Annotated in this window: 21 protein-coding genes and 2 pseudogenes; 10 read left to right on the top strand and 13 right to left on the bottom strand. The window is 67.8% G+C overall.

Annotated features, from left to right (window positions below):
• Nucleotides 1–58 precede the first annotated feature (58 nt).
• A complete protein-coding gene (locus J3S89_RS23570) occupies nucleotides 59–289 on the bottom strand; it encodes a WGR domain-containing protein (protein WP_420801325.1) in 231 nt (76 codons plus the stop codon).
• Here J3S89_RS23570 and J3S89_RS00385 point away from each other — a divergent pair.
• Together J3S89_RS00385 and J3S89_RS00390 are read left to right on the top strand one after the other, a co-directional pair.
• On the top strand, nucleotides 270–554 hold the full coding sequence (locus J3S89_RS00385) for an antitoxin Xre/MbcA/ParS toxin-binding domain-containing protein (RefSeq protein ID WP_230489104.1): 285 nt from the start codon (nucleotides 270–272) through the stop codon (nucleotides 552–554). The two genes, J3S89_RS23570 and J3S89_RS00385, sit on opposite strands and share 20 nt — an antisense overlap.
• An 805-nt stretch (nucleotides 555–1359) precedes the next feature.
• Nucleotides 1360–1545, top strand: a complete 186-nt coding sequence (locus J3S89_RS00390) for a hypothetical protein (RefSeq protein WP_217925485.1) — start codon at nucleotides 1360–1362, stop codon at nucleotides 1543–1545.
• A 276-nt stretch (nucleotides 1546–1821) separates the two neighbouring features.
• Here J3S89_RS00390 and J3S89_RS00395 read toward each other — a convergent pair whose 3' ends face one another.
• The 3 genes from J3S89_RS00395 to J3S89_RS00405 form a co-directional block, all read right to left on the bottom strand.
• Nucleotides 1822–2091 (bottom strand): hypothetical protein, encoded by a 270-nt coding sequence (locus tag J3S89_RS00395; RefSeq protein ID WP_338019795.1) that lies wholly within the window; start codon nucleotides 2089–2091, stop codon nucleotides 1822–1824.
• A complete protein-coding gene (locus tag J3S89_RS00400) occupies nucleotides 2088–2225 on the bottom strand; it encodes a hypothetical protein (protein WP_217925486.1) in 138 nt (45 codons plus the stop codon). Before J3S89_RS00400 ends, J3S89_RS00395 begins: the two co-directional genes overlap by 4 nt.
• Before the next feature lie 102 nt (nucleotides 2226–2327).
• Nucleotides 2328–2540, bottom strand: coding sequence for a cold-shock protein (locus J3S89_RS00405; protein WP_217925487.1), 213 nt, complete (start codon nucleotides 2538–2540; stop codon nucleotides 2328–2330).
• A gap of 511 nt (nucleotides 2541–3051) precedes the next feature.
• On the opposite strand from J3S89_RS00405, the gene J3S89_RS00410 reads away from it, so the two are divergent.
• The gene (locus J3S89_RS00410) at nucleotides 3052–3747 is read left to right on the top strand and encodes a VIT1/CCC1 transporter family protein (RefSeq protein ID WP_217925488.1); all 696 of its coding nucleotides are present in this window, start codon (nucleotides 3052–3054) and stop codon (nucleotides 3745–3747) included.
• A gap of 164 nt (nucleotides 3748–3911) precedes the next feature.
• Here J3S89_RS00410 and J3S89_RS00415 read toward each other — a convergent pair whose 3' ends face one another.
• The 4 genes from J3S89_RS00415 to J3S89_RS00430 form a co-directional block, all read right to left on the bottom strand.
• Nucleotides 3912–4055: a DUF3096 domain-containing protein gene (locus tag J3S89_RS00415; protein WP_217925489.1), complete on the bottom strand. Its 144-nt coding sequence runs from the start codon at nucleotides 4053–4055 to the stop codon at nucleotides 3912–3914.
• A 101-nt stretch (nucleotides 4056–4156) separates the two neighbouring features.
• Nucleotides 4157–5002, bottom strand: coding sequence for a transglutaminase-like domain-containing protein (locus J3S89_RS00420; RefSeq protein ID WP_217925490.1), 846 nt, complete (start codon nucleotides 5000–5002; stop codon nucleotides 4157–4159).
• Between the two features lie 218 nt (nucleotides 5003–5220).
• The gene (locus tag J3S89_RS00425) at nucleotides 5221–5367 is read right to left on the bottom strand and encodes a hypothetical protein (protein WP_217925491.1); all 147 of its coding nucleotides are present in this window, start codon (nucleotides 5365–5367) and stop codon (nucleotides 5221–5223) included.
• On the bottom strand, nucleotides 5364–5594 hold the full coding sequence (locus tag J3S89_RS00430) for a hypothetical protein (RefSeq protein WP_217925492.1): 231 nt from the start codon (nucleotides 5592–5594) through the stop codon (nucleotides 5364–5366). Before J3S89_RS00430 ends, J3S89_RS00425 begins: the two co-directional genes overlap by 4 nt.
• 472 nt (nucleotides 5595–6066) lie before the next feature.
• Here J3S89_RS00430 and J3S89_RS00435 point away from each other — a divergent pair, with 472 nt between their 5' ends.
• Nucleotides 6067–6495 (top strand): response regulator, encoded by a 429-nt coding sequence (locus tag J3S89_RS00435; protein WP_217925493.1) that lies wholly within the window; start codon nucleotides 6067–6069, stop codon nucleotides 6493–6495.
• 63 nt (nucleotides 6496–6558) lie between these two features.
• Here J3S89_RS00435 and J3S89_RS00440 read toward each other — a convergent pair whose 3' ends face one another.
• Both J3S89_RS00440 and J3S89_RS00445 read right to left on the bottom strand, forming a co-directional pair.
• On the bottom strand, nucleotides 6559–6717 hold the full coding sequence (locus J3S89_RS00440) for a DUF3309 family protein (RefSeq protein ID WP_217925494.1): 159 nt from the start codon (nucleotides 6715–6717) through the stop codon (nucleotides 6559–6561).
• A 207-nt stretch (nucleotides 6718–6924) separates the two neighbouring features.
• Nucleotides 6925–9957: a chemotaxis protein CheB gene (locus tag J3S89_RS00445; protein ID WP_217925495.1), complete on the bottom strand. Its 3033-nt coding sequence runs from the start codon at nucleotides 9955–9957 to the stop codon at nucleotides 6925–6927.
• 527 nt (nucleotides 9958–10484) lie between these two features.
• On the opposite strand from J3S89_RS00445, the gene J3S89_RS00450 reads away from it, so the two are divergent.
• The 3 genes from J3S89_RS00450 (at nucleotide 10485) to J3S89_RS00460 (ending at nucleotide 20323) form a co-directional block, all read left to right on the top strand.
• A complete protein-coding gene (locus J3S89_RS00450) occupies nucleotides 10485–11174 on the top strand; it encodes an SH3 domain-containing protein (protein WP_217925496.1) in 690 nt (229 codons plus the stop codon).
• A 92-nt stretch (nucleotides 11175–11266) separates the two neighbouring features.
• On the top strand, nucleotides 11267–11554 hold the full coding sequence (locus J3S89_RS00455; protein ID WP_217925497.1) for a glycine zipper domain-containing protein: 288 nt from the start codon (nucleotides 11267–11269) through the stop codon (nucleotides 11552–11554).
• 234 nt (nucleotides 11555–11788) lie between these two features.
• Nucleotides 11789–20323 (top strand): GH36-type glycosyl hydrolase domain-containing protein, encoded by an 8535-nt coding sequence (locus J3S89_RS00460; RefSeq protein ID WP_217925498.1) that lies wholly within the window; start codon nucleotides 11789–11791, stop codon nucleotides 20321–20323.
• A gap of 671 nt (nucleotides 20324–20994) precedes the next feature.
• Here J3S89_RS00460 and J3S89_RS00465 read toward each other — a convergent pair.
• The 3 genes and pseudogenes from J3S89_RS00465 to J3S89_RS23575 all read right to left on the bottom strand — a co-directional run.
• Nucleotides 20995–21489 (bottom strand): annotated as a pseudogene (locus J3S89_RS00465) (TrbG/VirB9 family P-type conjugative transfer protein); the annotation flags it as partial.
• A 251-nt stretch (nucleotides 21490–21740) separates the two neighbouring features.
• Nucleotides 21741–22015: pseudogene (locus tag J3S89_RS22950) on the bottom strand (P-type conjugative transfer ATPase TrbB); the annotation flags it as partial.
• 2 nt (nucleotides 22016–22017) lie between these two features.
• A complete protein-coding gene (locus J3S89_RS23575) occupies nucleotides 22018–22299 on the bottom strand; it encodes an acyl-homoserine-lactone synthase (protein ID WP_420801327.1) in 282 nt (93 codons plus the stop codon).
• 392 nt (nucleotides 22300–22691) lie between these two features.
• Between J3S89_RS23575 and repA the strand changes: the two genes are divergently transcribed.
• The 3 genes from repA (at nucleotide 22692) to repC (ending at nucleotide 26316) form a co-directional block, all read left to right on the top strand.
• Complete coding sequence (repA, locus tag J3S89_RS00480; protein ID WP_217925500.1) at nucleotides 22692–23879, top strand: plasmid partitioning protein RepA; 1188 nt, start codon at nucleotides 22692–22694, stop codon at nucleotides 23877–23879.
• Between the two features lie 63 nt (nucleotides 23880–23942).
• Nucleotides 23943–24935, top strand: coding sequence for a plasmid partitioning protein RepB (gene repB / locus J3S89_RS00485; protein WP_217925501.1), 993 nt, complete (start codon nucleotides 23943–23945; stop codon nucleotides 24933–24935).
• A 151-nt stretch (nucleotides 24936–25086) separates the two neighbouring features.
• On the top strand, nucleotides 25087–26316 hold the full coding sequence (repC, locus tag J3S89_RS00490; RefSeq protein ID WP_217925502.1) for a plasmid replication protein RepC: 1230 nt from the start codon (nucleotides 25087–25089) through the stop codon (nucleotides 26314–26316).
• Nucleotides 26317–26416: the final 100 nt, after the last annotated feature.

Consider the following 26416-nt stretch of genomic DNA (forward strand, 5'->3'; position numbering starts at 1 on the left):
CCCCATCCGCTCTGGACGGGGTCTCGTCGAGATACGAGAGACGGCTCGCGGAGGCCGGTCAATCGCGGATGGACCGCCCGACGTAGCCGCGACGGCGTTTCGAACGTTCGAGACGGGCGAACGATCCGATCGCGTCGGCCGACGTGTCGAAGATCTCGATCTTCGCCCGCGACGTTCCGCCGATCCACCCCCAAGTAGGGCGCTTCGTGGGCGCCTTCCTCAACCGGGAAGGGACGGTGAACGTGGGCCGTGTCGTCGAGGTTCTCGGTTTGAGCAAGGCGCAATTCACCGAGACGGTCGGGCTCGACAAGACGACGCCGCATCGCGCATCGCGTCTGACCGCGCCCAAGACACAGGCTCGTACCCAGGAGATGCTCGCGATCGTCGGTCGCGTCATCGACTGCGCAGGCGGCGAGAAACTGGCGCTCGCCTGGTATCGGGCCGAGCGGCTGCCGGGCTTCGGAGGGCGGACGGCGGAAAGCCTCGTCAAGGACGGGAGGGCCGCGGCGGTCCGCGATCGGCTCGATCACGTGGCGACGGGTGGCTTCGTGTGAGATGGGTGGGGCTCGCCTACCGTGCCCACGATCCCCAGTGGGCTCAGGCTCCGCTCCCCGGCGAGGGGGGCGAAGGGCGGGCGGTTCAGCCCCGAGGGCCTGTCGGGACACTATCTCGCGTTCACCATCGAGGGCATATGCCAGGAGGTGTCGACGGTCTCGCGCATCGGTTCGAGCCGTCGACCGTGGTCACCGACGAGGTCGACGTCGACGATGTCGTCGATTTGCGGAGCGACGCCGATCGAGCCGCGGCAGGTGTCGCTCCGTGAAGGAACTCGACAGAAAAGTTCCGTAAGAGAGATTCTGCGAATCCATGATGCCGGCGGGTAGATTCTGTTCTGAAATGCGAAGGCCCCAATTTTTGGCTGAAAACAGCCGGCGGAGACATCGCATGGTCCGCTCCTTCACTCATCTCACCCTCGACGAACGTCGCCTGCTCGCCCGCAACCCCAGCCGATAGTCGCCCGGCGTGATGTCCGGCATCGCAGCGCGTTTCGACGAGCTCCCTCCCCGCGCCCGCCGCGGCGTCACCTTCGATCAGGACACCGACGCCGGAACGGCTCTCGGACGCCCTGGCGTGACGGGAGACCCGCTACGTCGGCGCGGACCTGTCGCTCTCCTACGAGCACAAGCGGATCATCCTCGATCGCAGCGCGCGATCGAAGGCGACGGCCGGGCGCCACGTCGACACCTATGCCTTCGCCGATGGGCGGCTCGAGGTGTGTTGGAGGGGTTTTTCCCTGCCCTGGCGGGTGTTCGACGAGGATCGTCGGGTGACGCATGCGCGATCGTCGAGAACAAGCCGTTGTCGGAGGTTCTGGCCTGGGTGAAGGAGCAACAGGACGCGCCTCTGCCGGTCCGGATCGAGACGAGCAGCGAGAAGGGGGGCTATCGGAAGGTGGCGGCGCCGAAGACCCGGCGGCGTCTGCTGCGCGGATCGAAGCCGTCGAGCGCCCGTGCCCACCACGGACGAGGCTGGTGCGGTGGGTGAGGCCTGCGCGGCCTCGCCCGCGGCGCGAGAGGCCGCGGAGTGACGTTTCTATTCTGCGGCCACCCGGGACGTTTCGAATCGGTTGCAACACGACGACGTATAGGCGGCTTTGAGCGCATTCGGACCTCGCCGTTGCCGGTGACGTCGCCGAGAGGAATGGTGAAGCCGTCGATGTCGTAGGTGGACCGGCCGATGTCGTGGCGGTTCGACGTCACCACGCCTTCTCCGTGACGTCTGCCGAGGTCACGCCTGAGGATTCCCTTGCGGAGCGAAGCCTCAGGCGGGGCGTGAATCCGCCTCGAGGATCGCATCCAGTTCGGTCGGGTCGATCGAGACGATCTGCCGCGCCGTCGAGGAGACCTCGAGCGCGGGGATCTGCAGCATCGTCGCGGTGCGGCGGAAGGCGAGGAAGGAGAGACCGATGATCTCCTCCTCGTCGGTCGTGACCCGGTAGGTTCCGGCCGGTTGGATCCGGTCGAGCGCCGCCGTGCGGAAGGGATGGGAGAGGGTGACCGTCGATTCGGTGGTGCGGACCGCCATGGTCATTTCTTCTTCTTCGGCGTGTTGATCGCCGAGAGCATGGCGAGGCCGGAATTGGTCGGTGCCTCGGCGACGACCTTGGGTTTGTCTGCCTTGGGCTTGCGTATTTCGCGGTTCTTGCGGTTCTGACTCTTGGCCATGGAGGCCTCCTCGTCGCCGGAGACGGCCGGGTCCGCTCCCGGGGCGGGGTCCGCCCCTGGGGAGACGTCGCGGCACTCGCGAACGAGCGCCGCCGCGCTCGCTCAGACCAGAACAGAGAGCCGATCGGCCGAGATCTTGCCGGTGCGCGGATCCGACACCAGCTCGAAGTCGAGCTTCTGCCCCTCGTAGAGGCCGGGGATGCCGCTGCGCTCCACGGCGGAGATGTGGACGAAGGCGTCCTTCGAGCCATCGTCGGGCTGAATGAAGCCGAAGCCCTTCTGGGCGTTGAACCATTTCACGGTGCCGGTCGACATGAGGAAGTCCTTTTTCATATTCGTCGTCGTTGAATCGTATCGTTGAATGAATTTTTCTTTTTGAGAGAACAAAACTGCGCGCCGATGGCGTCGGAGCGAAGAATAGTATCTTCAATTTTTCATTCGGTAGAACCAATATGATCTCTGTCGCCGATGATTTCAATGGTTCATTTTTTGTCGACGCCGAATTCGTCGATGAGAGAAATCGGTAGGAAGGTCGCTCAATTCACGAAGAAGACCTGTCTTCGAATCGGTTCCGGCTCGAAGGGCACCGCCATGACGGTGGTTTTCACCTGAAGGACCGTCGTCGCCGACATCGCCTCGCCCACGCGTCGCCGATACCGGACCTCTCCGCCGGACCCAGGCCCGTCGCTCGATCCGCAGCCGCCCGAGACACCGCGCGGAGGTCCACCATCAGGAGTCTTTCGACATGCGAGAATGCTCGAAGGGGCGCATGCTGGCACACGCGTCGGCCGATCGTGGGCCGCACGCGCCGTCTCGGGAGTCACCGATGAGTCGCCTGCACACCGAACGCCATCTCGTCACTCGCATCGGCTGGCTGCGCGCCGCGGTGCTCGGCGCCAACGACGGCATCGTCTCGACGGCGAGCCTGATCCTCGGCGTGGCGGCAGCTGCCGCGCCGGCATCCGATGTCCTCGTCGCCGGGGTCGCCGGGCTGGTCGCCGGCGCCATGTCGATGGCGGCGGGCGAATACGTCTCGGTCAGTTCGCAATCGGACACGGAAGCCGCCGACCTCGCCCGCGAGGCGAAGGAACTCGCCGGCCAACCCGCCTTCGAGCGCGAGGAACTGGCGCAGATCTACGTGGCGCGCGGCGTCGAAGTCGATCTCGCTCGCAAAGTGGCGGATCAGTTGATGGCCAAGGATGCCCTGGCGGCGCACGCCCATGACGAGCTCGGCCTGTCGGAGGCGACCACGGCGCGGCCGATCCAGGCGGCGGTGACGTCGGCGGCGAGCTTCGCCGTCGGCGCGGCGATGCCGCTCCTGATGGTGGTGGTCGCGCCCACGGCGCGCCTCGTCCCGGTGGTGGCGATCGCATCGTTGCTGTTCCTCGCCCTGCTCGGCGCCGTCGGGGCACGCGCCGGTGGCGCGAACGTGGTCCGAGCGACGGTTCGCGTGACCTTCTGGGGCGCGATCGCCATGGCGGCGACGGCCGGCATCGGCGCGCTGGTCGGCACGGCCGTGTGATGAGCGGGCGGCGCCCGCGAGATCCTCGGAGGGGTGAGTGACGGCGATCTCGCGTCACCGGCGCGGCTCGGGCGGCGAACCCGATCGCGGCGTCAGCGCCGAGCGAGGCATCGCCGAAGCCGTCGTCGGCGATGCTCGTGAACGCTCGGCCTCCTCGACGCGCTTCAGCGCAGCAGACCGAGGCCGAGGATGCCCGAAACGATCAGGAAGCCCGCGACGATGTAGTTCAGCAGTCGTGGCATCACCAGGATCAGAACCCCGGCGATCAGGGACACGATCGGCTGCAGATGCATGAAATTGATGGTCATGAGAGGTCCTCCTGGGCAGATGTGGATGATCGTCGTACTCGTGAGATCGAACGGCCCCACCGCGACCGGCGCGGCCGGACGAGAGACGCGGCCGTCGCCGATCAGGACCGGGCGGCATCCCAGGGCACGATCGCACCCGTCGCGTCGACTTCGTCGCTCCAGACCCGAAAACTCTCCAGCACATGGGGGCCGAACGAATTCACCAGTGGCACGTCGGCGGCGTCGCGTCCTCTGGCGATCAACAGGCGACCGATGCGCGGACGGTTCGAGCGGGCGTCGAACGTGTACCAGCGGCCGCTCAGCCAGACTTCGAACCAGGCGCTGAAGTCCATCGGTTCGGGGCTCGGCGGCACGCCGATGTCGCCGAGATGTCCGTTCACGTAGCGGGCGGGGATGTTCATGCAGCGGCACAGCGTGATCGCCAGATGGGCGTAGTCCCGGCAGACACCGACCCGTTCGTGATAGGCCTCGAAGGCGGTGCGCGTCGAACGCGCGAAGTGATAGCCGAAGGTGATGTGTCCGTGGACGAAGTCGCAGATCGCCTGCACGCGGTTCCAGCCGGGCGCCACCCCGCCGAACCGATCCCAGGCGATCTGGCTCAGCCTGTCGGTCTCGCAATAACGGCTGCCGACCAGATACATCATGCAGTCGTCGGGAAGATCGGCGACGGGAACTTCCTGGGCGTAGGGCGCGACCTCGTCGGGTCGGCCGTCGTTCTCGATCACGCCGCCCGCCGCGATCCGTAGCCGCCCGGCCGGTGCCACGAACCGGCGGCTGCGATTGCCGAACAGGTCGGCGTAGAGCGAGGAGCGCACGGGCGGATCGGAGGTGAAGGGCATCTCCGTCCGCACCGCCACCGCGAGGCTCGGATGAATGTCGAGTTGACACACCATCGGAGTCGGCGCCGGGCAGAGGAAAGTCATTTCCCAGCCGTATCGGATCAGCATGTCGCAGGCCTCTCGGGGATCTGGATCGAACGTCCCCCACCGATGGGCGGGCACGTCACTCGTTCGGGTGTCCCGGTGCCCAGTCTACCTCACGGGGAGCGGTTCGGACGTCATGACGTCATCGGCCTCGAGTGGGCGGCGTCGAGGGTCGCCCGGTCGGGAGCAACTCCTCGGCCGGCGCGGGCCCTACCGGCTTCCCGCCTCGCCCGCTCGCAGCCTCATTTCTGTTCGATCGAGATGCCGTGATCGCCGACATGGATCTCCACGCCTTCGGTCTTCTGTCGTTCCTGATAGAGCCGATACCCCAGGGCGATCGAGGTGACGGCGAGCACGGCGATGATCAGAGAGACGAGGTTGCGGGTCATCGACGCAACCGTTCCGGGGTGTCCCCCGCCCGGCCGCGCCATCGCTCGGCGCCGATCGCGCAAGCCCTGGCCGCACGCGTCGAGCGAACCGGAACGAGGACGAGGGGCGCTCGATACCCGGCTTCGAATCGCTCCCACGCGGCGGCGACCGCGGCGAAGCAGGCTTCGAGAAACATCGCGACACGGTCGTCGGCACTTCGAACGGTTCTCTCGTCGATCCTGTTCATGGCATCATCTCCCGGGGCGTGCACACCGCCGATCACTCGCCGTCGGACGACGAGAGGCGGAACCGTGCAGCCCTCTCTTCGGACCATCCTAGGCAGCGGGGCGGCGACGGCGCAGTATCGGAAACTACTCAATCGCCGGCGCGACCGTTTCGACCGATCGCGGTTCGAGCGTCGCTCGCGCCGACCTCGGCCGTCTCGCCACCTCCGCCGGGCCTCGAGCCGATCCGAAGGCAGCGTCCGCGGGCGCCCCCGGGCGGCGCCCTCGGCATGACCATCGAGATCGCCGTCACGCTGCGAGGCGCGAAGGCATTCTGGGCCGAGACGGGGGCGACGGGTCGCGTCTCGGCGCCGTCGCGCGGGGGGCCGGAGACCTCTTCTAGGTATATTCCGACGCTCCTCCGCGCCGATGCCGCCTTTACGGTGGAGCCACGGCCGCTCCCCGATCACGGCGCGCGGCGCGAGAGGTCCGTTCATGCTCAAGGTCATGATCGCCGAAGACGACCTCATCATCGCCGACATGGCGGCGGAGTTCCTCTCCACCTGCGGGTATGAGGTCTGCGGGACGGCCCGCACGGTCGAGGCCGCGGTCGCTCTCGGCTTGGCGCGCCGACCCGACCTCGCCGTCATCGATCTTCGCCTCGCCGACGGCGATCTCGGTACCGAGATTCTTCCTCGGCTGGCATCGCTCGGTCGCATCGGGACCCTCTATGCCACGGGAAACATGGCCCATCTCTTGGCAATCGGTGCGCCGGGAGACGCCTGTGTGTGCAAGCCCTACAGCTTTCCCGATCTCCGGCGCAGTCTGGAGATCGTCGTCGAAATCGTCGCCACCGGGCATGCGTCGCCACCGTTCCCCCGGGGGTTTCGGATACTGCGGCCGCCCGGCGCGCCTCGAGGGTAGGTCCGCGCCTCGTTCGGCCGAAAAGGCCGGTCGGGACGCTCTCGGATCCGGTGAACCGTCGGATCAGATCCGTCCGAGCAGCAGCAGGACCACCACGACGGCGAGGACGATGCCGATCCCACTACTGGGATAGTAGCCCCAGCGGGCGCTGTGCGGCCACCTGGGCAGCGCGCCGATCAGAAACAGGACGAGGACGATCAGTAGAACGGTGCCGATACTCATGAGGTGTCTCCCGGTGATGCCGAGGGGCATCTGGCTCGCGACGTCAGTCGGCGCGGAGTGGGGACCGGCCTCGACGGATCGAACGGAAGGCTACACGAGCTCCACGTCGACGAGGCAGCCTCGGAAACTACTCGAGACCACGCCGCCCTCTGCCGACGGATTCGACGATGCTCGGGACGAGCATCGTTTCGAGGGCGAAAGCCGGCGTCAATCGGTGGCGACGATCAGGCGCGCGAGGGCGGGGAGAGATCTCGCTCCGGTCTTCCTCATGATCGCCGCGCGGTGATTTTCCACCGTGCGGCGGCTGATGCCGAGATCGGCGGCGATGTTCTTGCTCGGATGTCCGTCGAGAACCATCTTCATGATCTGAATCTGGCGTGGTGTCAGATCGGAGATGTGGCGGACCGCCGCCGCGCGGGAGGCGATGCGCGCGCCTTCGTCGCGGGCATGCTCGAGAGCGCGCGCCACACCGGCCAGGAGTTCATCGCGCGCGATCGGCTTCTCCAGGAAGTCGCTCGCGCCCGCCTTCATCGCCTGCACCGCCATCGGCACGTCGCTGTCGCCGGTGATCATGATCGACGGCAGCGCGTGGCCTTCCCGGTTCAGGCGACGCAACAGATCGAGTCCGCTCATGCCCGGCAGATAGGCGTCGATCAGCAGGCAGGCTTCTCCGCCGGGACGAAAGGCGGCGAGAAACGCCTCGCAACTGTCGAAGGCCGCGACCTCCAGCCCCTCCCCCACCAGCAGCGCGCTCATCGTCTCACGGATGTGGGCGTCGTCGTCGACCAGATAGACCCGCGCCGCCGGCGCACGAGCCTCGGTCTCGGCCGGGCGCGCGACGACGCGTGCCGGCGGTGACGCCAGCAGCCGCCCGACAGCCTCGGCCAAGACTTCGGCCTTCACCGGCTTGTCCAGGTGCAGACAGTCCAGCCCGGCGATGTCGCGCAGTGTGTCGGTCGAGATGTCGCCGGTCAGGATGATCGCCGGGAGGGGGCGACGGATCTTCTCCCTCAGCCGAGCGGCGATCTCGACCCCGGTGAGACCGCCGGGCAGATTGAAATCGGCGAGGACGAGGTCGGGACGCAGCGTTCCTTCGATCACCAAGTCCAGCGCCGCGGCCCCGTCGGGCGCCACCACGACCCGGTGTCCCTGACGTTCGAGAACCAACTCGAGCAGGTCCCGCACCTCCGGCTCGTCCTCGACCACCAGGATCGAACCTGTGCGATGTCCGAGGGTGGCGGCCGCCCGGGCGTCGCCGGCCGGTCCCGCGACCGTCGGCCGCATCGGCTCGTCGACGGCGAGCGGGACGTCGATCGAAAAGACCGACCCCCGTCCCGGCCACGAGCGAACCTCGACGGGATGGCCGAGCAGGGCGCCGAGGCGCCGGACGATCGACAACCCGAGACCGAGGCCCCGGCTGCGATCCCGAGCGGCATTGTCGACCTGACGGTATTCCTCGAAGATCATCTGGAGTTCCTCGGCGGCGATGCCGATGCCGGTATCCCACACTTCGATGCGCAACCGCGCGCCATGCCGCCGACAGCCGACCAGAACCTTGCCGTGCGGGGTGTATTTCAATGCGTTGGCGACGAGGTTGCGCAGCATCTGCTCGAGCAGACGCCCGTCGGTGCGCGCGACGAGATGCGTGGGAATGATCCGCAGCGTCAACCCCTTGGCCTCGGCGGAATAGGTGAACTCACTCGCCATCCGCGCCAGGACGGCGTCGAGCGCGACGACGGCCATCTCGGCGCGAACCGTCCCGGCCTCGATCTGGTTCATGTCGAGGAGCCCGTCGAGCATCCCCGTCATGGCGCCCAGCGCATCCTCGAAGCGCCCCACCAACCGCTTCGCCCGATCCCCCTCGACCGCATCCGCCAACAGACCCTGCAACAGGCAGAGCGTCTGCAGGGGCTGGCGCAGGTCGTGGCTGGCGGCGGCGAGAAAGCGAGACTTGGCGATACTGGCGAGTTCGGCGCTGCGCTTGGCGGCATCGAGCGCCGACGCGGTCCGCCGCCGTTCGGTGACGTCGACGAAGGTGATGACGACCCCGGCGATGCCGTCGTCGATGGTGCGATAGGGCAGCACGCGGCGGACGAACCACGCCTCGTTCGGTGCCTCGATCTCGCGTTCGATCGGCGTCGCGCTCGCCATCACCGCCGCGGCATCGGCGAGCAGGGTGTCGTCGGTGGCGAGGAAGCGCAGGTCGGCGAGGGGGCGCCCGACGTCGCTCGGCAGAATGTCGAACAGCGATCGGGTCGCCGGGGTGAAGAAGCGGACGGCGAGCGCGGTATCGAGGAACAGCGTCGCCACATCGGTCGAATAGAGAACGTTCTGGAGATCGCTCGAGGTCGTCCGCCACCGCTCCAGGGTCTCCTGAAGCCGGCCGTTGAGAGCGGTCGACGCCTCGTTCGACGATTGGAGCGCCCTCTTGGAGGTGGACAATTCCTCGTTGGCCGACAGCGCCTCTCGGTTGACGATCTTCTGTTCTTCGTTTGCAGCTTCGAGATTGCGGATGGCCCCTTCCAGGTCTCGGCGGGTCGCGTCCAGTTCCGCCTCGAGTGCGGCGATCCGCCGGCTGTCGGACCGCGGGGTCTCGGCTCGCGACGGATCGTCGGTCCGATGCCGGTGTGCGATCAGGGCGGGGCCGATCCGGTCGACGCCGAGGACGAGATCGGCCGCGCCGGTGGCGATGGCACTGCGCGGCATGCCGTCGAAACCGGCCTCGTCGGGATCCTGGACGACGACGAAACCGCCGGCCGCCTCGACGGCCTTCAACGCGGCGCTGCCGTCGGCACCACTGCCGGAGAGAACGACCGCCACGGCGCGACGACCGTAGGACCGGGCCAGCGACTCGAGGAAGACGTCGAAGGGAAGCCGGGCCCCATGCCGCGCCTGCGGCCGGCTCGGCCGCAACGTGTCGTGATCCACCGAGAAAAAGGTGCCCGGCGGAAGGAGATAGAGGTGGTCCGGCTCGAGCCGCACGCCGCCTGTCGCTCGGCCGACCGCCATCGTGGTGTAGCCGGCCGGCAGATCCGCCATCAGGCTCTCGTGCATGGCATCGAGCTGCCGCACCAGGATCAGGGCCATGCCGTGACCCGCCGGCAAGGACCTCAGCAATCGCCGACAGGCTTCCAGCCCGCCGGCCGAGGCCCCGATGCCGACCACCGTGACGTCGTCGTCCGATCGCGGAAACGCGAGGGACGCATCGACGTCCGCCGGATGAGCTCGGCCCTCGTTCATTCTGGTTCTTGTTCTCCGAGCGCCCGGTTTCGTCCCGAGAGCGATCGCCACTCTATCACGTCCGGCTCGCCCATGGGTTCCGGAACGGCGGCCGGCGGACCGCTCGCCTCCGTCCGAGGGGACGACGGCGACCCGACGGACCGAAGTGTCCGTGTCGACCGACATCGATGGGGTCCTCGCGACGGGACGAGGCGAAGACGAGCGCCGTCGCCTCGGTCGATCAGCGGCTCGGATTGAGTAGTTTCCGACCCTCCATTCACCGAGCGCTTCCCTGGTATCTCTCTGGTCCGAGACCTTCGAAACCACGTCTTCGGACGGACATCACCCGAACCCGGCGACCGTCGGTCGAGATCTTCGCCGATACCGTCGCCGAAGGGACGCGCCGCGTCGGTCGGCGGTCGAGGTGGGGCGCATTCCATTTCGCCCACGCCCGCATACGGAGTGTCGCGATCGAGGCGGCGAGCCGAGCGCCCTCCGATGCCCGTGCCATCGCCTTCGGACACCTTCGAAACGACTGGGGGACCCCCATGCAGACCCGTTCCATATTCCGCGGACTGACGTTCGCCCTCTGCGTTCTGGCGTTGCCGGCGAGCGTCTCCGCCGCCGAGGGCTTCGCCCGCCGGTCGGGCGTTCTGCGGGCCGGCGCAGGCACGGACTATCCGTCGATCACACGCGTCTCCAAAGGCACCAGCCTCGAGGTCTACGGCTGCACTCGCCGGTATTCCTGGTGCGACGTCGACGCCGAGGGCGAACGCGGTTGGTTTCCCGGTGCCCGTATCGATTTCGCGCAAGACGGCCGGCGCATCCCGTTGTCGGAAGGCGCTGCCGCGATCGGACTGAGCATTCTGAGTTTCGGCATGGCCGACTACTGGAGCAGCCACTACTCGGATCGCTCCTTCTACGGCGAACGCCGTTGGTGGCGCGGCCACGGCGCCACGCCGCCGCCACAGGGCGGTTCGTTCGTCCATGTTCCCCGCCCGCCGGTCGTCCAGGCTCCGCCCGCCGCAGTGCGGCAGCGGCCGCCCGGCGTCCACGCCACCCCCCCCGGTGCCGGCCACGATTCGACCGGCCGAGTGCCGCGCGGGCAGGTCGAGCAGTCGATCCGGCGCGGTCAGAACCATGGCCCGATCGGCGACGTGCCGGGTCGGTCGCGTGCTCCCGACCGTCGACCCGGCGGCGGAGCACCCGTCCTCCCGTCCAGCGACATCGGGCGCTGAATGGAATGCCGACCATCCCCCTTCCCTACCGGGGCCTTCGCGACGGCATCCGCCGCATCGACGGCCCTCGATCCTCGAGAGGACGATCCATCATGAACGCGACCTGGAAGAAATTCCTTCTGCCTTGCGCCCTGGCTCTCACGCTCGGTGCCTGCGCCAATGCTCGTGACACCCGCATGGCCGAAGGTGCCGGCCTCGGCGGCGCCGGTGGCGCCCTCATCGGCGGCATCGCCTCGAACAGCGTCGGTGGCGCCGTCGTCGGCGGTGTCGCCGGGGCCGCGGTCGGAGCCGTCGTGGCCGACGCGACCCGTCCGCGCCATGCCAAGCGCCACTGCTATTTCAGCGACACGCTCAACCGCCGCGTCTGCCGTTACCGCTGATCGCGTCGACCATCGCTCGATGCACGCGCCTTCGCTGCCGGGCCCCCCTCCCGGCGGCGAAGGACCGTTCGAACGAGCGCGAAATCACCGCGGCGGATCGTCCGACGCCGGCACGGATCCACGAGGAAACGACATGAACGCCGCTCACGCGATCGCCCGCCGCGCCACACCGATCGTCCGATCGAAGATCGACGCGGGCGGTCGAGCGGTTCGACGGTCTTCGGAGAGATGCTCATGATCACGATCTTCGGCCACGGATTCGGGCGCGCGGGCGCCGGTTCCCCCTGGAACGAGACGTTCCCGGTGCGCGAGGAAATCTTCGGCATCGAACGGCTGGAACAGCATGCCGCGAGCCTCGCCGCCGCTCAACCGATCACGTCTCGACCGGCATCGGTGCTCTCCCTGCGGGCGCGGCTCGACGACAACGCCGTCGTCCTACTCGCGGCCTATCGGGCGAGCGCGGCCGAGATCGAAGGCGGCCGCAGCGTCGTTCCGGCCGCCGAATGGCTGCTCGACAACTATCACCTCGTCGAGGAACAGATCCGTGAGATCCGCGACGACCTGCCCGCCGGCTACTATCGGCAGTTGCCGAAATTGGCGGAAGGGCCCTTCGTCGGCTATCCGCGGGTGTTCGGGCTCGCCTGGGCCTTCGTCTCCCACACCGACAGCCATTTCGATCCCGAGACGCTGCGCCGGTTCGTCGTCGCCTATCAGCGGGTGCAACCGCTCTCCATCGGCGAATTGTGGGCCGTCGCCATCACGTTGCGCATCGTTCTGATCGAGAACCTGAGGCGATTGACCGATCAGATCAGCGTCGGGCGCGCGGCACGCGCCGACGCCGATGCTCTCGCCGATCGACTGCAGAAGGTCGGCGACGCGCGTTCGGCCCTCGAGGCCGACATCTCGGCGCGGTCACACGGCCCGCTCACCGAGGTCTTCGCCGGCCAACTCGCCAAGCGGCTTCGCGATCTCGATCCCCGGACCATGCCCGCGCTCGACTGGCTGGAGGAGCGGTTGGGCCGCCAGGGCATGACGACCGCCGAAGCGGTCCGACGGTCGCAGCAGCGACAGGGCGCGTCCAACGTCACCGTGCGCAACGTCATCACCAGCATGCGTCTGATCTCCGACATCGACTGGGCCGATCTGTTCGAGAGCGTCAGCCTCGTCGACGCCCGTCTGCGCGAGACCAGCGCCTTCGCCGCGATGGATTTCCCGACCCGCAATCTCTACCGCGGCGCCATCGAGCAATTGGCGCGTCGCTCGCCGGTCTCCGAACTCGAGGTCGTCGATCGGGCGGTCGCCGCCGCGACGGTGGCGGCGGCGACCGCCGTCGATCCGATCGAGGCGGCGCGCGTCGGCGATCCCGGCTACCACCTGATCGGCAAGGGCCGCCGTGCCCTCGAGTCCGACCTGAAGTTTCGCCCGCCGCTGCGGCTGCGGATCGGTCGTCTCGACACCCGCCTCGGCATCGGCGGTTATGTCGGCACCCTGGCTTTCGTCACCACGGCGCTGCTGGCGGCGGCGCTGTGGACTCTCGCCGGTTCGGACCTCGGGATCGGCTGGTTCGTGGTTCTCGCCGTGGTCGGGTTCGTCCCGGCGAGCGAGCTGGCGACGACACTGGTCGACCGGATCGTCACCTGGAGCTTCGGCCCGGTCGCCCTGCCGGGCCTCGCCCTCACCGAGGGCGTGCCGACGCCGCTTCGAACCCTGGTGGTCGTGCCGACGCTGTTGACCGGCACCGTCGATCTCGTCGAACAGATCGAGCGGTTGGAGATCCACCATCTGTCCGGCATCGGCGGCGATCTCGCCTTCGCGCTGTTGACCGACGGTCTCGACGCCGATCGCGAGACGATCGAGGGCGACGACGAACTCCTGGAAACCGCGCGGCAGGCGATCGACGCCCTCAACCGTCGGCACGGTCCCGCGCCGAGCGGCGACCGCTTTCTGCTGTTGCATCGCCGTCGGGTGTTCGACGCCGCCGAAGGCGTATGGATGGGGTGGGAACGCAAGCGCGGCAAGCTGCACGAGCTGAACCGGCTCCTGCGCGGCGCCTCCGATACGACCTATCTGCCCCGGCCCGACGGCGGCCCGCTCGTTCCCTCCGACGTCCGTCACGTCATCACCCTCGACGCCGATACCCGGCTTCCCCGCGACGCGGCGATCCGGCTGATCGGCAAGATGGCCCATCCGCTCAACCGTCCTCGCTTCGATCCCGAGGTTCGGCGGGTCGTCGAGGGCTACGGCATCCTGCAGCCGCGCGTCACGCCATCCTTGCCGTTCGACCACGAGGGATCGGCCTATCAGAAGGTCACCTCCGGCCCCGGCGGCATGGATCCCTATGCGGCGGCCGTCTCCGACGTCTACCAGGATCTGTTCGGCGAAGGCTCCTACACCGGCAAGGGCATCTACGACGTCGACGCCTTCGAGGCGGCGCTCGCCGGGCGCGTGCCCGACGACACTCTGCTCAGTCACGACCTGTTCGAGGGCGTGTTCGCCCGGGCAGGCCTCGCCTCCGACGTCGAGGTGGTCGAGGAGGCGCCGTCGCGCTACGACGTCTCCGCCAAGCGCCAACATCGCTGGACCCGGGGCGACTGGCAGTTGCTGCCCTGGATCCTCGGGTCGAAGCGGGGCGCTGCGGCGGTGCCGCTGGTCGGCCGCTGGAAGATGATCGACAACTTGCGGCGTTCCCTGCTGGCGCCCTTCACCCTCGCCGCCCTCGTCGCGACGTGGATGCTGCCGAGCCCGGCCGCCGCGCGAGGGTCGCTGCTGGTCGTCGCCGGCATCGCCCTGACCGCGATCTTCCCGCTGCTGTTTTCCGTGATTCCGGCCCGATCGGGCATCCGCCTCGCCAACCATCTGCGGGCGTTGGGCGGCGACCTCCGCCTCGCCGCCGCGCGGATCGGGCTCGCCGTCGCCTTTCTGGGCGATCGCGCCTGGCGCATGGGCGACGCCGTCGGCCGCACCCTGGTGCGCGTCTACGCGACGCGGCGCCATCTGCTGGAATGGACCACGGCCGCTCAGTCGCACGGCAGCCCGCGACCCGGCGTCGCCGGCTTCTACGGCCGCATGGCCGGCGGTACGGCGCTGGGTCTGGCGCTCGCCGTCGTCGCCGTCGCCGTGCGTCCGTCGTCCTGGTTCGTGGTCGCGCCCTTCGCCCTCGCCTGGGCACTCGCCCCCGTCCTCGCCTTCCGGGTGAGCCTGCCGGCGCGGATCGACCGCGTACGCACCGCCTCCGACGACGACGCCCGCGAACTCCGCCTGATCGCGCGGCGCACCTGGCGTTTCTTCGAGACCTTCGTGACGGCGGAAGGCCACATGCTGCCGCCGGACAATTTCCAGGAAGACCCCGATCCGGTCGTCGCCCGACGCACCTCACCGACCAATCTGGGGCTCTACCTGCTCTCCGCGCTCGCCGCCCGCGACTTCGGCTGGACCGGGCTGACGGAGACGGTCGAGCGGTTGGAAACCGCGGTCGCCGCCATGGCGAAGCTGCCGCGCCACCGTGGGCACTTCTACAACTGGTACGACACGCGCGATCTCAGGGTGCTCGAGCCGGCCTATGTCTCGACCGTCGACAGCGGCAATCTCGCCGGCCATCTGATCGTCGTCGCCAACGCCTGCGAGGACTGGTGCGACGGGAGCACCTCGCCCGATCTGCGTCGCGGCATCCTCGACCATCTCGCTCTGGTGCGTCGCGCCGCCGCTGCGTCGTCGATGGTCGACACCGAGCGTCGGTCCGCCTTCACCGGGGCCCTCGACGAGATGGAGTCCGAACTGCGGGGCGGCCGCGCCTTCGAGACGCTGCTTCCGACCCTGGCGCGGCTCGCCGCGAAGACCGTGAAGGCCGCTCGCGACCTCACGCCGATGCCCACCGATCGCGATCCGACCGATCTGATCTGGTGGAGCGAGGCCCTGTACGCCGCGATCGAGGCGCACGGCCGCGACCGCCGGCCCGACCCGACGCTGCCCGATCGGTTGCGCGCCCTGGCGGCGGCGACGCGGTCGATGGCCATGGCGATGGATTTCGAGTTCCTGCTCGATCCCGAACGCAGGCTGCTGTCGATCGGCTATTCGGTGAACGACCACAGCCTCGACCTCAACTGTTACGACCTGCTCGCCTCGGAAGCGCGCCTCGCCAGCCTGTTCGCGGTGGCCAAGGGCGACGTCGACACCAAGCACTGGTTCCGTCTCGGACGCGCGGCGACGCCGCTCGGCGCGGGGTCGGCGCTGATCTCGTGGTCGGGATCGATGTTCGAATATCTGATGCCGTCGCTGATCATGCGGGCGCCGGACGGCAGCCTGCTCGAACAGACCAATCGTCTGGTGGTGGCGCGCCAGGAGGCCTACGGCCGGATGCACGGTGTGCCCTGGGGCATCTCGGAATCCGCCTACAACGCCCGCGACATCGAATTCACCTATCAATATTCCAACTTCGGCGTCCCCGGCCTCGGGCTGAAGCGCGGTCTGTCGCAGAATCTGGTCATCGCCCCCTATGCGACCGGACTGGCGACCATGGTCGATCCCCACGCCGCGCGTCTGAACTACGCCCGGCTCGCCGAGATCGGCGGCGAGGGGCGCTACGGCTTCTACGAGGCGCTCGACTTCACGCCGTCGCGCCTGCCCGACGGCACGCGTGTCGTCGTCGTCCGCAACTTCATGGCCCATCACCAGGGCATGACCATCGTCGCCATCGCCGACGCCCTGCAGGGCGGCCGCATGCGGACCCGGTTCCATCGCGAGCCGATGATCCGCGCCTGCGACCTGCTGTTGCAAGAGCGCATGCCCCGCGACGTCGCCACGGCCCCGCCTCGCGCCGAGGAGATGAAGGCATCGGTTGCCGTGGGCATTTCCGCCGGCCCGACCGCCCGTCGCGTCTGGGCGCCGGGGGGGCGACCCGCGGTCACCCATCTCCTGTCGAACGGTCGTTACGCCGTGATGCTGACCGCCACCGGAACCGGCTACAGCCGTTGGCGCGACGTCGCCGTGACGCGCTGGAGGGAGGACGCGACACACGACGACCAGGGCACCTTCATCTTCCTGCGCGACACCTCGAGCGGCAACGTCTGGTCGGCGGCGGCACAGCCCTGCGGCAACGACGCCGAAGACGACGAGGTGGTGTTCGGCGAGGATCACGCCGAGTTTCTCCACCGCGACGGCTCTCTGATCACCACCATGGACGTCCTCGTCTCCGGCGAGGACGACGGTGAGGTCCGGCGCATCTCGCTCGCCAATGCCGGACGCCGGACGCGCGAGATCGAGGTCACGTCCTATGCCGAGCTCGTCCTGACGAGCGTGGCGGCCGACGACGCCCACCCCGCCTTCGCCAAGATGTTCGTGGAAACCGAATACCTGCCGGACTACGGCGCCCTGGTGGCGACGCGCCGGCCGCGCTCGCCCGAAGAGACGCCGGTATGGGCCGCCCATTTCGCCGTCGTCGAAGGTGAGATCGCCGCCGATCCGCAATGGGAGAGCGATCGCGCCCGCTTCCGTGGTCGCTCGCGGCCGATCGCCGCCCCGGCGGTCGTCCTCGACGGTACGGCGCTCTCCGGGACGGTCGGCACCGTGCTCGATCCGATCTTCTCGCTCCGGCGTCGCGTGAAGGTCCCGCCCGGCCGCGCCACCCGGATCGCCTTCTGGACGGTGGTGGCTTCGTCGCGCGACGAGGTGCTGGCTCTGATCGACACCCATCACGATCGCAGCGCCTTCGGCCGCGCCAAGACGCTCGCCTGGACCCAGGCTCAGGTGCAGCTGCGCCATCTCGACGTCGATCCGGCCGAGGCGGCCGACTTCCAGCGCCTCGCCGCGCCGATCCTCTATGCCGATCCGCGCTTCCGCGCCTCCTCCGAGGCGATCATCCGCGGCGCCGGACCGCAGTCGGGTCTGTGGCCGCAAGCCATCTCCGGCGATCTGCCGATCGTCCTCCTGCGTATCGACGACGGCGAGGACATGCCTCGGGTCCGCCAATTGCTGCGCGCCCACGAATATTGGCGCATGAAGCGCCTCGCCGTCGACCTCGTCATCGTCAACGAGCACGCGCCGTCCTACGTGCAGGACCTCCAGATCGCGATCGAAACCGCCGTGCGCAGCAGCCAGTCGCGCCCGCGTCTCGGCGAAACGATCAAGGGTGGCTCCGTCTACGCCCTGCGCGCCGATCTGATGCGCGTCGAGGCTCGGGCCCTGCTCGAGGCGGTGGCGCGCGTGGTGCTGACCGCGCGCCGCGGGTCGGTCGCCGACCAACTCGCGCGTATCCTCGAGCCGCCGACGCCGACCGTCGCGACCCCACGCGTCTGGGCGACGACCACGGCACTCCATGCGCCGCCGCAGTTCCCCACCCCGGTCCTCGAATTCTTCAATGGCCTGGGTGGATTCGCCGAGGATGGGCGGGAATACGTGACCATTCTCGAAGCCGGCGTCACCACCCCCGCCCCGTGGATCAACGTCGTCGCCAACCCCGACTTCGGCTTTCAGGTGTCGACCGAAGGCAGTGGCTACACCTGGGCCGAGAACAGCCGCGAAAACCAGATCACGCAATGGTCGAACGATCCCGTCGCCGATCCCTCCGGCGAAGCGATCTACATCCGCGACGAGGAGACCGGCGAACTCATGAGCGCCACCGCTCGGCCGATCCGCGACCAGGGGACCTACGTCGCCCACCACGGTCGCGGCTACAGTCGCTTCGAACATCGGGTGAACGGCCTCGACCTCGATCTCGTGCACTACGTGCCGGTCGCCGATCCCATCAAGATCACGCGCCTCACCTTGCGTAATCTCTCCGGTCGCGCCCGCCGGCTGTCGGTCACCGCCTATACCGAATGGGTGCTGGGAACCATGCGTGGGATGTCGGCGCCCTTCGTCACCACGGCGCTGGACACCGAGACCGGCGCGATCATGGTCCGCAATCCCTGGAGCATCGACTTCTCCGGCCGGGTCGCCTTCGCCGACCTGGCCGGCCGCCAGACCGCCTGGACCGCCGATCGCACCGAGTTTCTCGGCCGCGACGGCGATCCTGCCGCGCCCGCCGCTCTGGCGGGAAGCACCCGCCCGATGAGCGGGCGCGTCGGGGCCGGCTTCGATCCTTGCGCCGCCCTGCAGTGCGACATCGAGATCGCCGCCGGCGAAACCGTCGAGGTGGTGTCGTTCATCGGCGAATGCGCCACCATCGAACAGGCGCGCGCCCTGATTCTGCGCTATCGCGCGATCGATCTCGACGGCGTGCTGGACGAGGTCCGCGCGCATTGGGACGCCCTGCTCGGAACCGTCCGGGTGACGACACCGGACCGGGCGATGGACCTCATGCTCAATGGTTGGCTGCTCCAGCAGACGCTCGCCTGCCGCATCTGGGCGCGTTCCGCCTTCCATCAGGCGAGCGGCGCCTACGGCTTCCGCGACCAGCTCCAGGACGGCATGGCGCTCTCCACCGCCCTGCCGGCCGAGACCCGGCGCCATCTCCTGCGCGCCGCCGCCCGTCAGTTCGTCGAGGGCGACGTTCAACACTGGTGGATGCCGGCGACCGGCATCGGCGTGCGCACCCGCATCTCCGACGATCGCGTGTGGCTCGGTTTTGCCGTCGCGACCTACGTCGCCGGCTCCGGCGACGTCGCGGTCCTCGACGAGGTCGTGCCGTTCCTGCAAGGCCCCCGTCTCGGCGAGGGCGATCACGACGCCTTCTTCCAACCGATGATCGCCGACGAGACCGCCACGCTCTACGAGCATTGCGCCCTCGGCATCGACCAGTGCATCGCGCTCTCCGGCGAGCACGGCCTACCGCTGATCGGCACCGGCGACTGGAACGACGGCATGAACCGGGTCGGCGAGGCGGGCCGCGGCGAGAGCGTCTGGCTCGGCTGGTTCCTGATCGCCACCATCGCCCGCCTCGCTCCTCTCGCCGAGACCCGCGGCGACCCGCGCGCGAGCCTCTGGCGGGCCCATGCCGCGACGCTCGCCGCCACCATCGAGCGCGAAGCCTGGGACGGCGCCTGGTATCGGCGCGCCACCTACGACGACGGCACCTGGCTCGGCTCGAAGGACGGCGACGAATGCCGGATCGACTCGATCGCTCAATCCTGGGCCGTCTTGTCGGGCGCCGCCGACCCGGCCCGCGCCGCCACCGCGATGGCCTCGCTGGAAGAACATCTCGTCCGTCCCGACGACGGTCTCGCCCTGCTGTTCACCCCGCCGTTCGATGCGACGACGCACGATCCCGGCTATATCCGCGGCTATCCGCCGGGCCTGCGCGAGAACGGTGGTCAATACAGTCACGCCGCGATGTGGGCGATCCTCGCCCACGCCGCCCGCGGCGACGGCGACGCCGCCCATCGGCTCTTCGCCCTGGTCAATCCGATCAATCATGCCCTGACGCCCGAGGCCGTCGCCCGTTATGCGGTCGAGCCCTATGTCGTCGCCGCCGACGTCTATTCGGTCGCCCCGCACGTCGGGCGCGGCGGCTGGACCTGGTACACCGGCTCGGCCGCCTGGATGTATCGCGCCGGCGTCGAGGGCATCCTCGGCATCCGCCGCGACGGCGCCCACCTCGTCGTGGCGCCTCGTCTGCCCGCCGACTGGCCGGGCTTTACCGCCACCGTGACGATCGGCGAGGCGCGCATCGACATTCGAGTCGTCAAGCCGGTGGGGCGTGCCGGCCCGATCACCGAGGCCCGGCTCGACGGCACGCCGATCGACCCGGACGAGACCGGCATTCGCGTCACTCTCACCCCCGGTCGGCAGGATCTGTCGATCACCATGGCGCCGAGTTCGGCGGAGGTGGTCTGAGCCGAGCTCGAACGGCATCGCCGATCCGCGTGAAGAGGGGTGACGTCGGACCCGTTTCGACGAACTCACTCGCTTCTTCTGGCCCGGCCGTGATCTCCGTCATCGTCCCAATCCGGCATTCGACCACGGGCGCTCGTCGCCCGGTTCCTCGAGATGCGCCGAGGGGCGCATTCCCTCGGAGCAAGAAGGCGTTCAAGGCCTGCATCCTCACTCCCGATAGGCCCCCGGCGGCACCAAGTCCCTGTCGACGAGCACGTCGAACCGCGACCCCGGCCGGATCTCGAGCATCGGCTGGATATCGAGGGTCTCGGTCGAGAGCCGCGCCATGACCTCGCCGTCGGCGCGATCGACGACGAAGGCGAGTGGAACCGCCCTCCCCTCGCCTCCTGCACCGATCGCATAACCCTTGGCGCGGAACGAGGCCTCCAACGCGGCGCGGAAGGGCGACCCGTCGGCGGGAAGCATGATCGTGCCGCTGGCGGGACCGATGTCCTTGCCGAATTGCTCGACGAGATCCGCGGCGATCGCTTCGGCGACCGGCGGGGCATTTCAGAGGCGGCGGCGCTGGCGATCAGGCGATCGGTGCCGAGCGTCTGACAGGCGGCGAGACGACCGGCGACGGCGAGCACCGGCAACAGCCGGAGGCGCTTCTCGGAACCGGCCATGATCACCCCTCCCCTCGCGATCGTGATCTTCTGCTGACTCCAGCCGACCCCGAAGACGAGGATCGCCCGGCCGACGAGGTGATCGACGCTCATCAGGTCGTCCTTGATCCGGGAGTTGGCGATGCGGTTCTCACCGCCGGAGACGACGAAGAGGACCGGCGTCTCGGTCGAGGCCATGGCTTCGGGGAACTGGATGGAGGTCTTCACCCGATCGGAACAGACCCGGGTCGGCCGCCAAGGCGCGCTGCCACTCATCGAATAGCCGAAGTCGAGGCGCTCGGCCGGACCGCTGGTGCCGGGCGGCACCGAGGCCTCCATCCGCGCGTTGACCGCCGCGAGCTTGGCGTCGACGTCCTCCGGATAGGCGAAGCCGACGCGGGCCACGTACTCGGTCGGATGTGAGCGGAGCTTCAGGTGATAGGGTCGTCTCGATGTGGTGACGACTATCGAGGTGACGAGATCGGGTTCGGCCGGCTTGTTGACCACCAGATGGACGGCCTTGGCCTTCATTCGGAGCGCCCCGAGGACGACGATCCAGATCGCCACGCCGATGACCGCGGCCAACCAATCGAGGAGGACGAAGATCAGGATCACGGGAGCGAGGCCGGTGACGAGAACCAGTTCGCGGCGGCTCCCATCAAGAGGTTCGGCCGCGACAGGGCCCGATGGATCCGGGTGCGCTCGAGCGGGGAAGGGGCGTCGGCCATCGGTCCCCTCCCCTCGCCCATCGGTCGAGAGACCGATCGAAGCGCCGGTCGCACCGAAGAGCGCGACCGGCGGATCGAGAAGGCCGGCCCAGCCACGACCGGCGGCGGCAACCCCTCGAACCGATGGCCGCCGACCGGCAGTTCTCCCGAGACGAGCGGTCGGTCGATATCGACTTCCTGACCGAGTGCATGGGCAGCGCTGCCGATGACGATCTCGGCGGCGCTCGCCGACATGCGCCGATCGCCCGCATCCCCTCCCCCAGCCGCTCGACGAAGAGCCGGTCATCGGGATCGAACATCCCCTCGACGACGGTCGCTTCGATCATCCGCGCGTGCGCGTGCGCCTCGAACCGGCCGGGCGCGAGCACCTGCGGGAACGTGTGCGCCGACATGTTGGGACCGAGCCGATCGCTGTTCCCCGAGCGTCCATCGCCAGGACGTAAGTCGGGCCGACGTCGTCGTGGCCGTCGACCTCCCTGCCCTCCTCCACCGCGACGTCCCAACCGAGCCGACCGGCGAAAACCCGTGCCCGGAGACGGAACATCTGGTCGAGGAGATCTGCCGCTCGACCGTACTCGCCCCGCTCGATCTCTACTGCCCGCATCGCGCACTCCTCGATCTCGTCGAACGAGGTCGAGGTGAACACGAACGATGCGCGCCGTCGGACCGGCGAATTTGAAGGGGGTGAGATGAGACGATTCGAGAGATCGATGACGATGCGGGGAGTTTCGCGAATACTCGCGTCGATCGATGGTTGGTTTCCCCGTCATACTCGACGGGTTCGATCAATCAAGGAATCGGGCGATACTCGGCGCCAACTTGCGGAACTGGCGCACAGAATCGGGAATCCGATTCGACGTCGCCAGCGAGTGCGGGGTGTCGGTAAGTTTTCGTTAACCATTAAGTCCTTGCCTGCCCATGAGAATCGCACATACTGGCGCCAACACGGCCAGATCCTCGTTTCTGGCGCCATTTTCTCGACAGGTGGAAGGCGACATGCTCCCGCTCCCCTCATTCGAATTCGACGACAAGATCCTGATGCAGGGGGCGGAAATCTCCCGCAAGTTGGATCAGTTGCGTCAGGAGAAATTCCCCCCGGATGCCAAGAAGAAGCTTCGCCTGTTCGCCATGGCGGAGGTCGCCCACTATCTCGGGGTCAGCCCGAACAATCTGAAGCGTCTTCACCTCGAAGGCAAAGGGCCTGAACCCCAGATCGCTTCCGGCGGTCGTAGGTTCTACACGGCCGAGCAGATGGCGGAATTGCGCGACTATCTCGACAAGAACGGTCGCTCGGACGCCAAGAAATACGTCCCCTGGCGCAAGCCGGGTGAGAAGCTGCAGGTCGTCGCGGTCGTCAACTTCAAGGGCGGCTCCGGCAAGACGACGACGACGGCTCACTTGGCGCAACATCTCGCGCTGACCGGCCATCGCGTCCTGATGGTCGATCTCGATCCGCAGGCGTCGCTCTCGGCGCTGCACGGGTTCCAGCCCGAGCTCGATCGCAACCCTTCGCTCTACGACGCCATCCGTTACGACGGTGCGCGCAAGCCGATCTCCGAGATCATCCTGCCGACCAACTTTCCGTCGCTCGACATCATTCCGGCCAATCTCGAACTTCAGGAATACGAATACGACACGCCTCTCGCCATGCAGGGCAACGGGGAAGGCCGGCGCTTCTTCACGCGCTTCGGTGCCGCCCTCGCGGAGGTGGACGACCGCTACGACGTGGTCTTGATCGATTGCCCGCCGCAGCTCGGCTACCTGACCCTGACCGCGCTGACGGCGGCGACCTCCGTCCTCATCACGGTTCATCCGCAGATGCTGGACCTCATGTCGATGAGCCAGTTTCTGCTGATGCTCGGCAACATCGTCAAGACCATCCGCAAGGCGGGTGCCGAGGTGAAGATGGATTGGCTGCGCTATCTCATCACCCGCTACGAGCCGACCGATGTGCCGCAGGCCCAGATGCTGGGGTTCATGCACTCCATGCTCGCTGGCGAGATCCTGAAGCATCCGATGCTGAAGTCGACGGCGATCTCGGACGCCGGTCTGACCAAGCAGTCCCTCTACGAGGTAGAGCGGTCGAACTTCAACCGAGACACCTACGATCGCGCCATCGAATGCATGGATGCGGTCAATTTCGAGGTTCAAGGCCTCATTCACCAGGCTTGGGGGAGGCTGTGACGTTGACGGCCGTCAAAAGAGGGGAAACCCCCTGCCCTTTCAATCAGATGCAGGTCTGACGCCATGGCTCGCAAGAACCCTTTCGCCAATCTCATGGACGAAGGTGCGCCGGAGGCGGAGCGTCCGGCGCTCGACTACACGATCAAGGGGGCATCGCGCTCGATCATCAGTTCGATCGGCGAGTTGGCGGCCCAGGCCGATCGGCTCGCCGAAGGTGAGACGATCGTCGACCTCGATCCCGATCTCGTCGACGCCTCCTTCGTGCAGGACCGGCTCGAGGACGACGAGGTCGAGTTTCGGGAGCTCGTGGAGGCGATTCGCGAGCGTGGGCAAGACAGCCCGATCCTGGTCAGGCCGCATCCGACGGCCGGCGGTCGATACATGGTGGTCTTCGGACGGCGCCGGCTGAAGGCTGCTCGTCTGCTCGGTCGCAAGGTGAGGGCCGTCGTCAAGGCGCTCTCCGACAAGGACCACGTCGTCGCGCAGGGCCAGGAGAACTCCGCCCGCGCCAACTTGACCTTCATCGAGCGAGCCGTCTTCGCCGACGCGCTCTGCCGGTTGAAGTACGACGGAGACAATGCCGTCGTCCTCGCCGCCCTGTCGATCGACAAGGCGACTCTGTCGAAGATGCTGTCGGTCGCGAGCCTCCCGTCGGAGATTCTCTCCGCGCTCGGCCGAGCCAAAGGCGTCGGCCGCGATCGTTGGTACGAACTGAAGCAGCTTCTCGAAAAGCCGGCGAGGCTGGAGGCGGCTCTGGACGTCGTCGGAGACGACGGCTTTCGGCGTCTGCCGGGCGAGGAGCGCTTCAATGCGCTGATCGCTCGGATGAAGACCACCCATGCGGCGAAGCCCCGTCGAGCGCCGGAACGGCGAAGTTGGAGCCCGCGAGACGGGGCACTGGCCGCGGAGATCATCGAAGACGGACGCAAGTTCACGCTCGCGCTGAAGGCGCGAAGCGGCGAGGCGACCGCCTTCGGAGCCTTTCTCTCTGCCAATCTCGATCGCTTCTACGAGGCGTTTCGGCAGGAGAATTCGTCGAACGAAAATGGAGAGTGACGCAAAGAAAAAAGGCCCCCGAAACGACCGTTCCGGAAGCCCTTCTCTCGTGTAGCAACTAGAGATTCGCATTTCCGGGAATCACCGTCAAGCGTTTTCCACGCCGTTTCGGCGAGCGGATTTTCTTTGCCTGAACAAAGGCAAAGGCATCATGCAGCCCTATCAGTCACGCACGCCCTTCGGAGGGCGATCGCTGACGCTCGCCCATGTGGCGGCGCAGTCCAAGGCAGAGGCGCGAGCCCCGGAAAAGGTCGTCCACAAGTGGGAGGTCTTCCGTTCGATCTGCACTGCCAAAGTCCGGCTCGGGGTCTCCGAGCGGGCGCTGGCGGTGCTCGACGCGCTCCTGAGCTTTCACCCCGAAACGACGCTGTCGGGTGAAAAGCTCGTGGTGTGGCCGTCGAACCGGCAGTTGGCGCTCCGGGCGCATGGAATGGCGCCGGCGACGCTGCGGCGTCACATTGCGGGCCTCGTCGACGCCGGCCTCGTCGTGCGTCGTGACAGCCCCAACGGCAAGCGCTACGCCCGCAAAGGGGAGGGGGGCGAGATCGATCAGGCCTTCGGCTTCGATCTGACGCCGCTGGTGGCGCGCGCCGAGGAAATCGAGAGCCTGGCCGAAGACGTTCGCGCCGCCGATCGGGCGCTGCGGCTGGCACGCGAGCGCATCACCATCTGCCGCCGCGACATCGCCAAGATGATCGCCGCCGGGATCGAGTCGGGTGTCCCGACGCGCCGAGAGGGCAGGGGACCGGCCGACTGGAGCGAGGTTCACGCTCATTTCCGCTCGATCGTCGAGGGCATTCCGCGCAATGCCGGCCTCGCCGAGCTCGAAGGGATCGCCGAGGATCTCTCGACGCTCGCCGACGATGTGTTCATGCTGTTGGAAACGCATGGAAAAGACGAAAATACGAGCAGCGATGAGTCTCAAATTGAGCGTCACATACAGAATTCAAACCCACACCCCTCTACTGAACTTGAACCTCGCTTCCGAGAAGTGAGGGCGGAGGGGGCAGAGGTCGAACCACGAGCGCCCAAACTCGCGGAGGGGGCCTTCCCCCTGAGGATGGTGCTCCAGGCCTGTCCCGACATCGTCGACTATGCCCGAGACGGCATCTCCAACTGGCGAGACTTCCTCGCCACCGCGGCCGTGGTGCGGCCGATGCTGGGGATTTCGCCGAGCGCCTGGGAGGAGGCGAGGGGGATCCTCGGCGAGGTTCGGGCGGCGGTCGTCGTCGCGGCGATCCTGCAACGCCACGCGATGATCGCCTCGGCCGGTGGTTACCTGCGCAGCCTGACCCGCAAGGCGGAGGAGGGCGGCTTCAGCCTCGGCCCGATGTTGATGGCGCTGATCGGCAGCAGGAAGCGTGAGAAGGCGAGGGCGTGAAGGCCGGATTTCGAAGAGGGCGAGGTGTTCGGATGGGAGGTTCGGCCGTGCGGTAACGGTTCATCGAGATGAGGAAACCCGTGGTGTGGCGTCCGCCGAC

Source organism: Pinisolibacter aquiterrae (genome assembly GCF_019160155.1).
In the GTDB taxonomy this organism is placed as follows: Bacteria; Pseudomonadota; Alphaproteobacteria; order Rhizobiales; family Ancalomicrobiaceae; genus Pinisolibacter; species Pinisolibacter aquiterrae.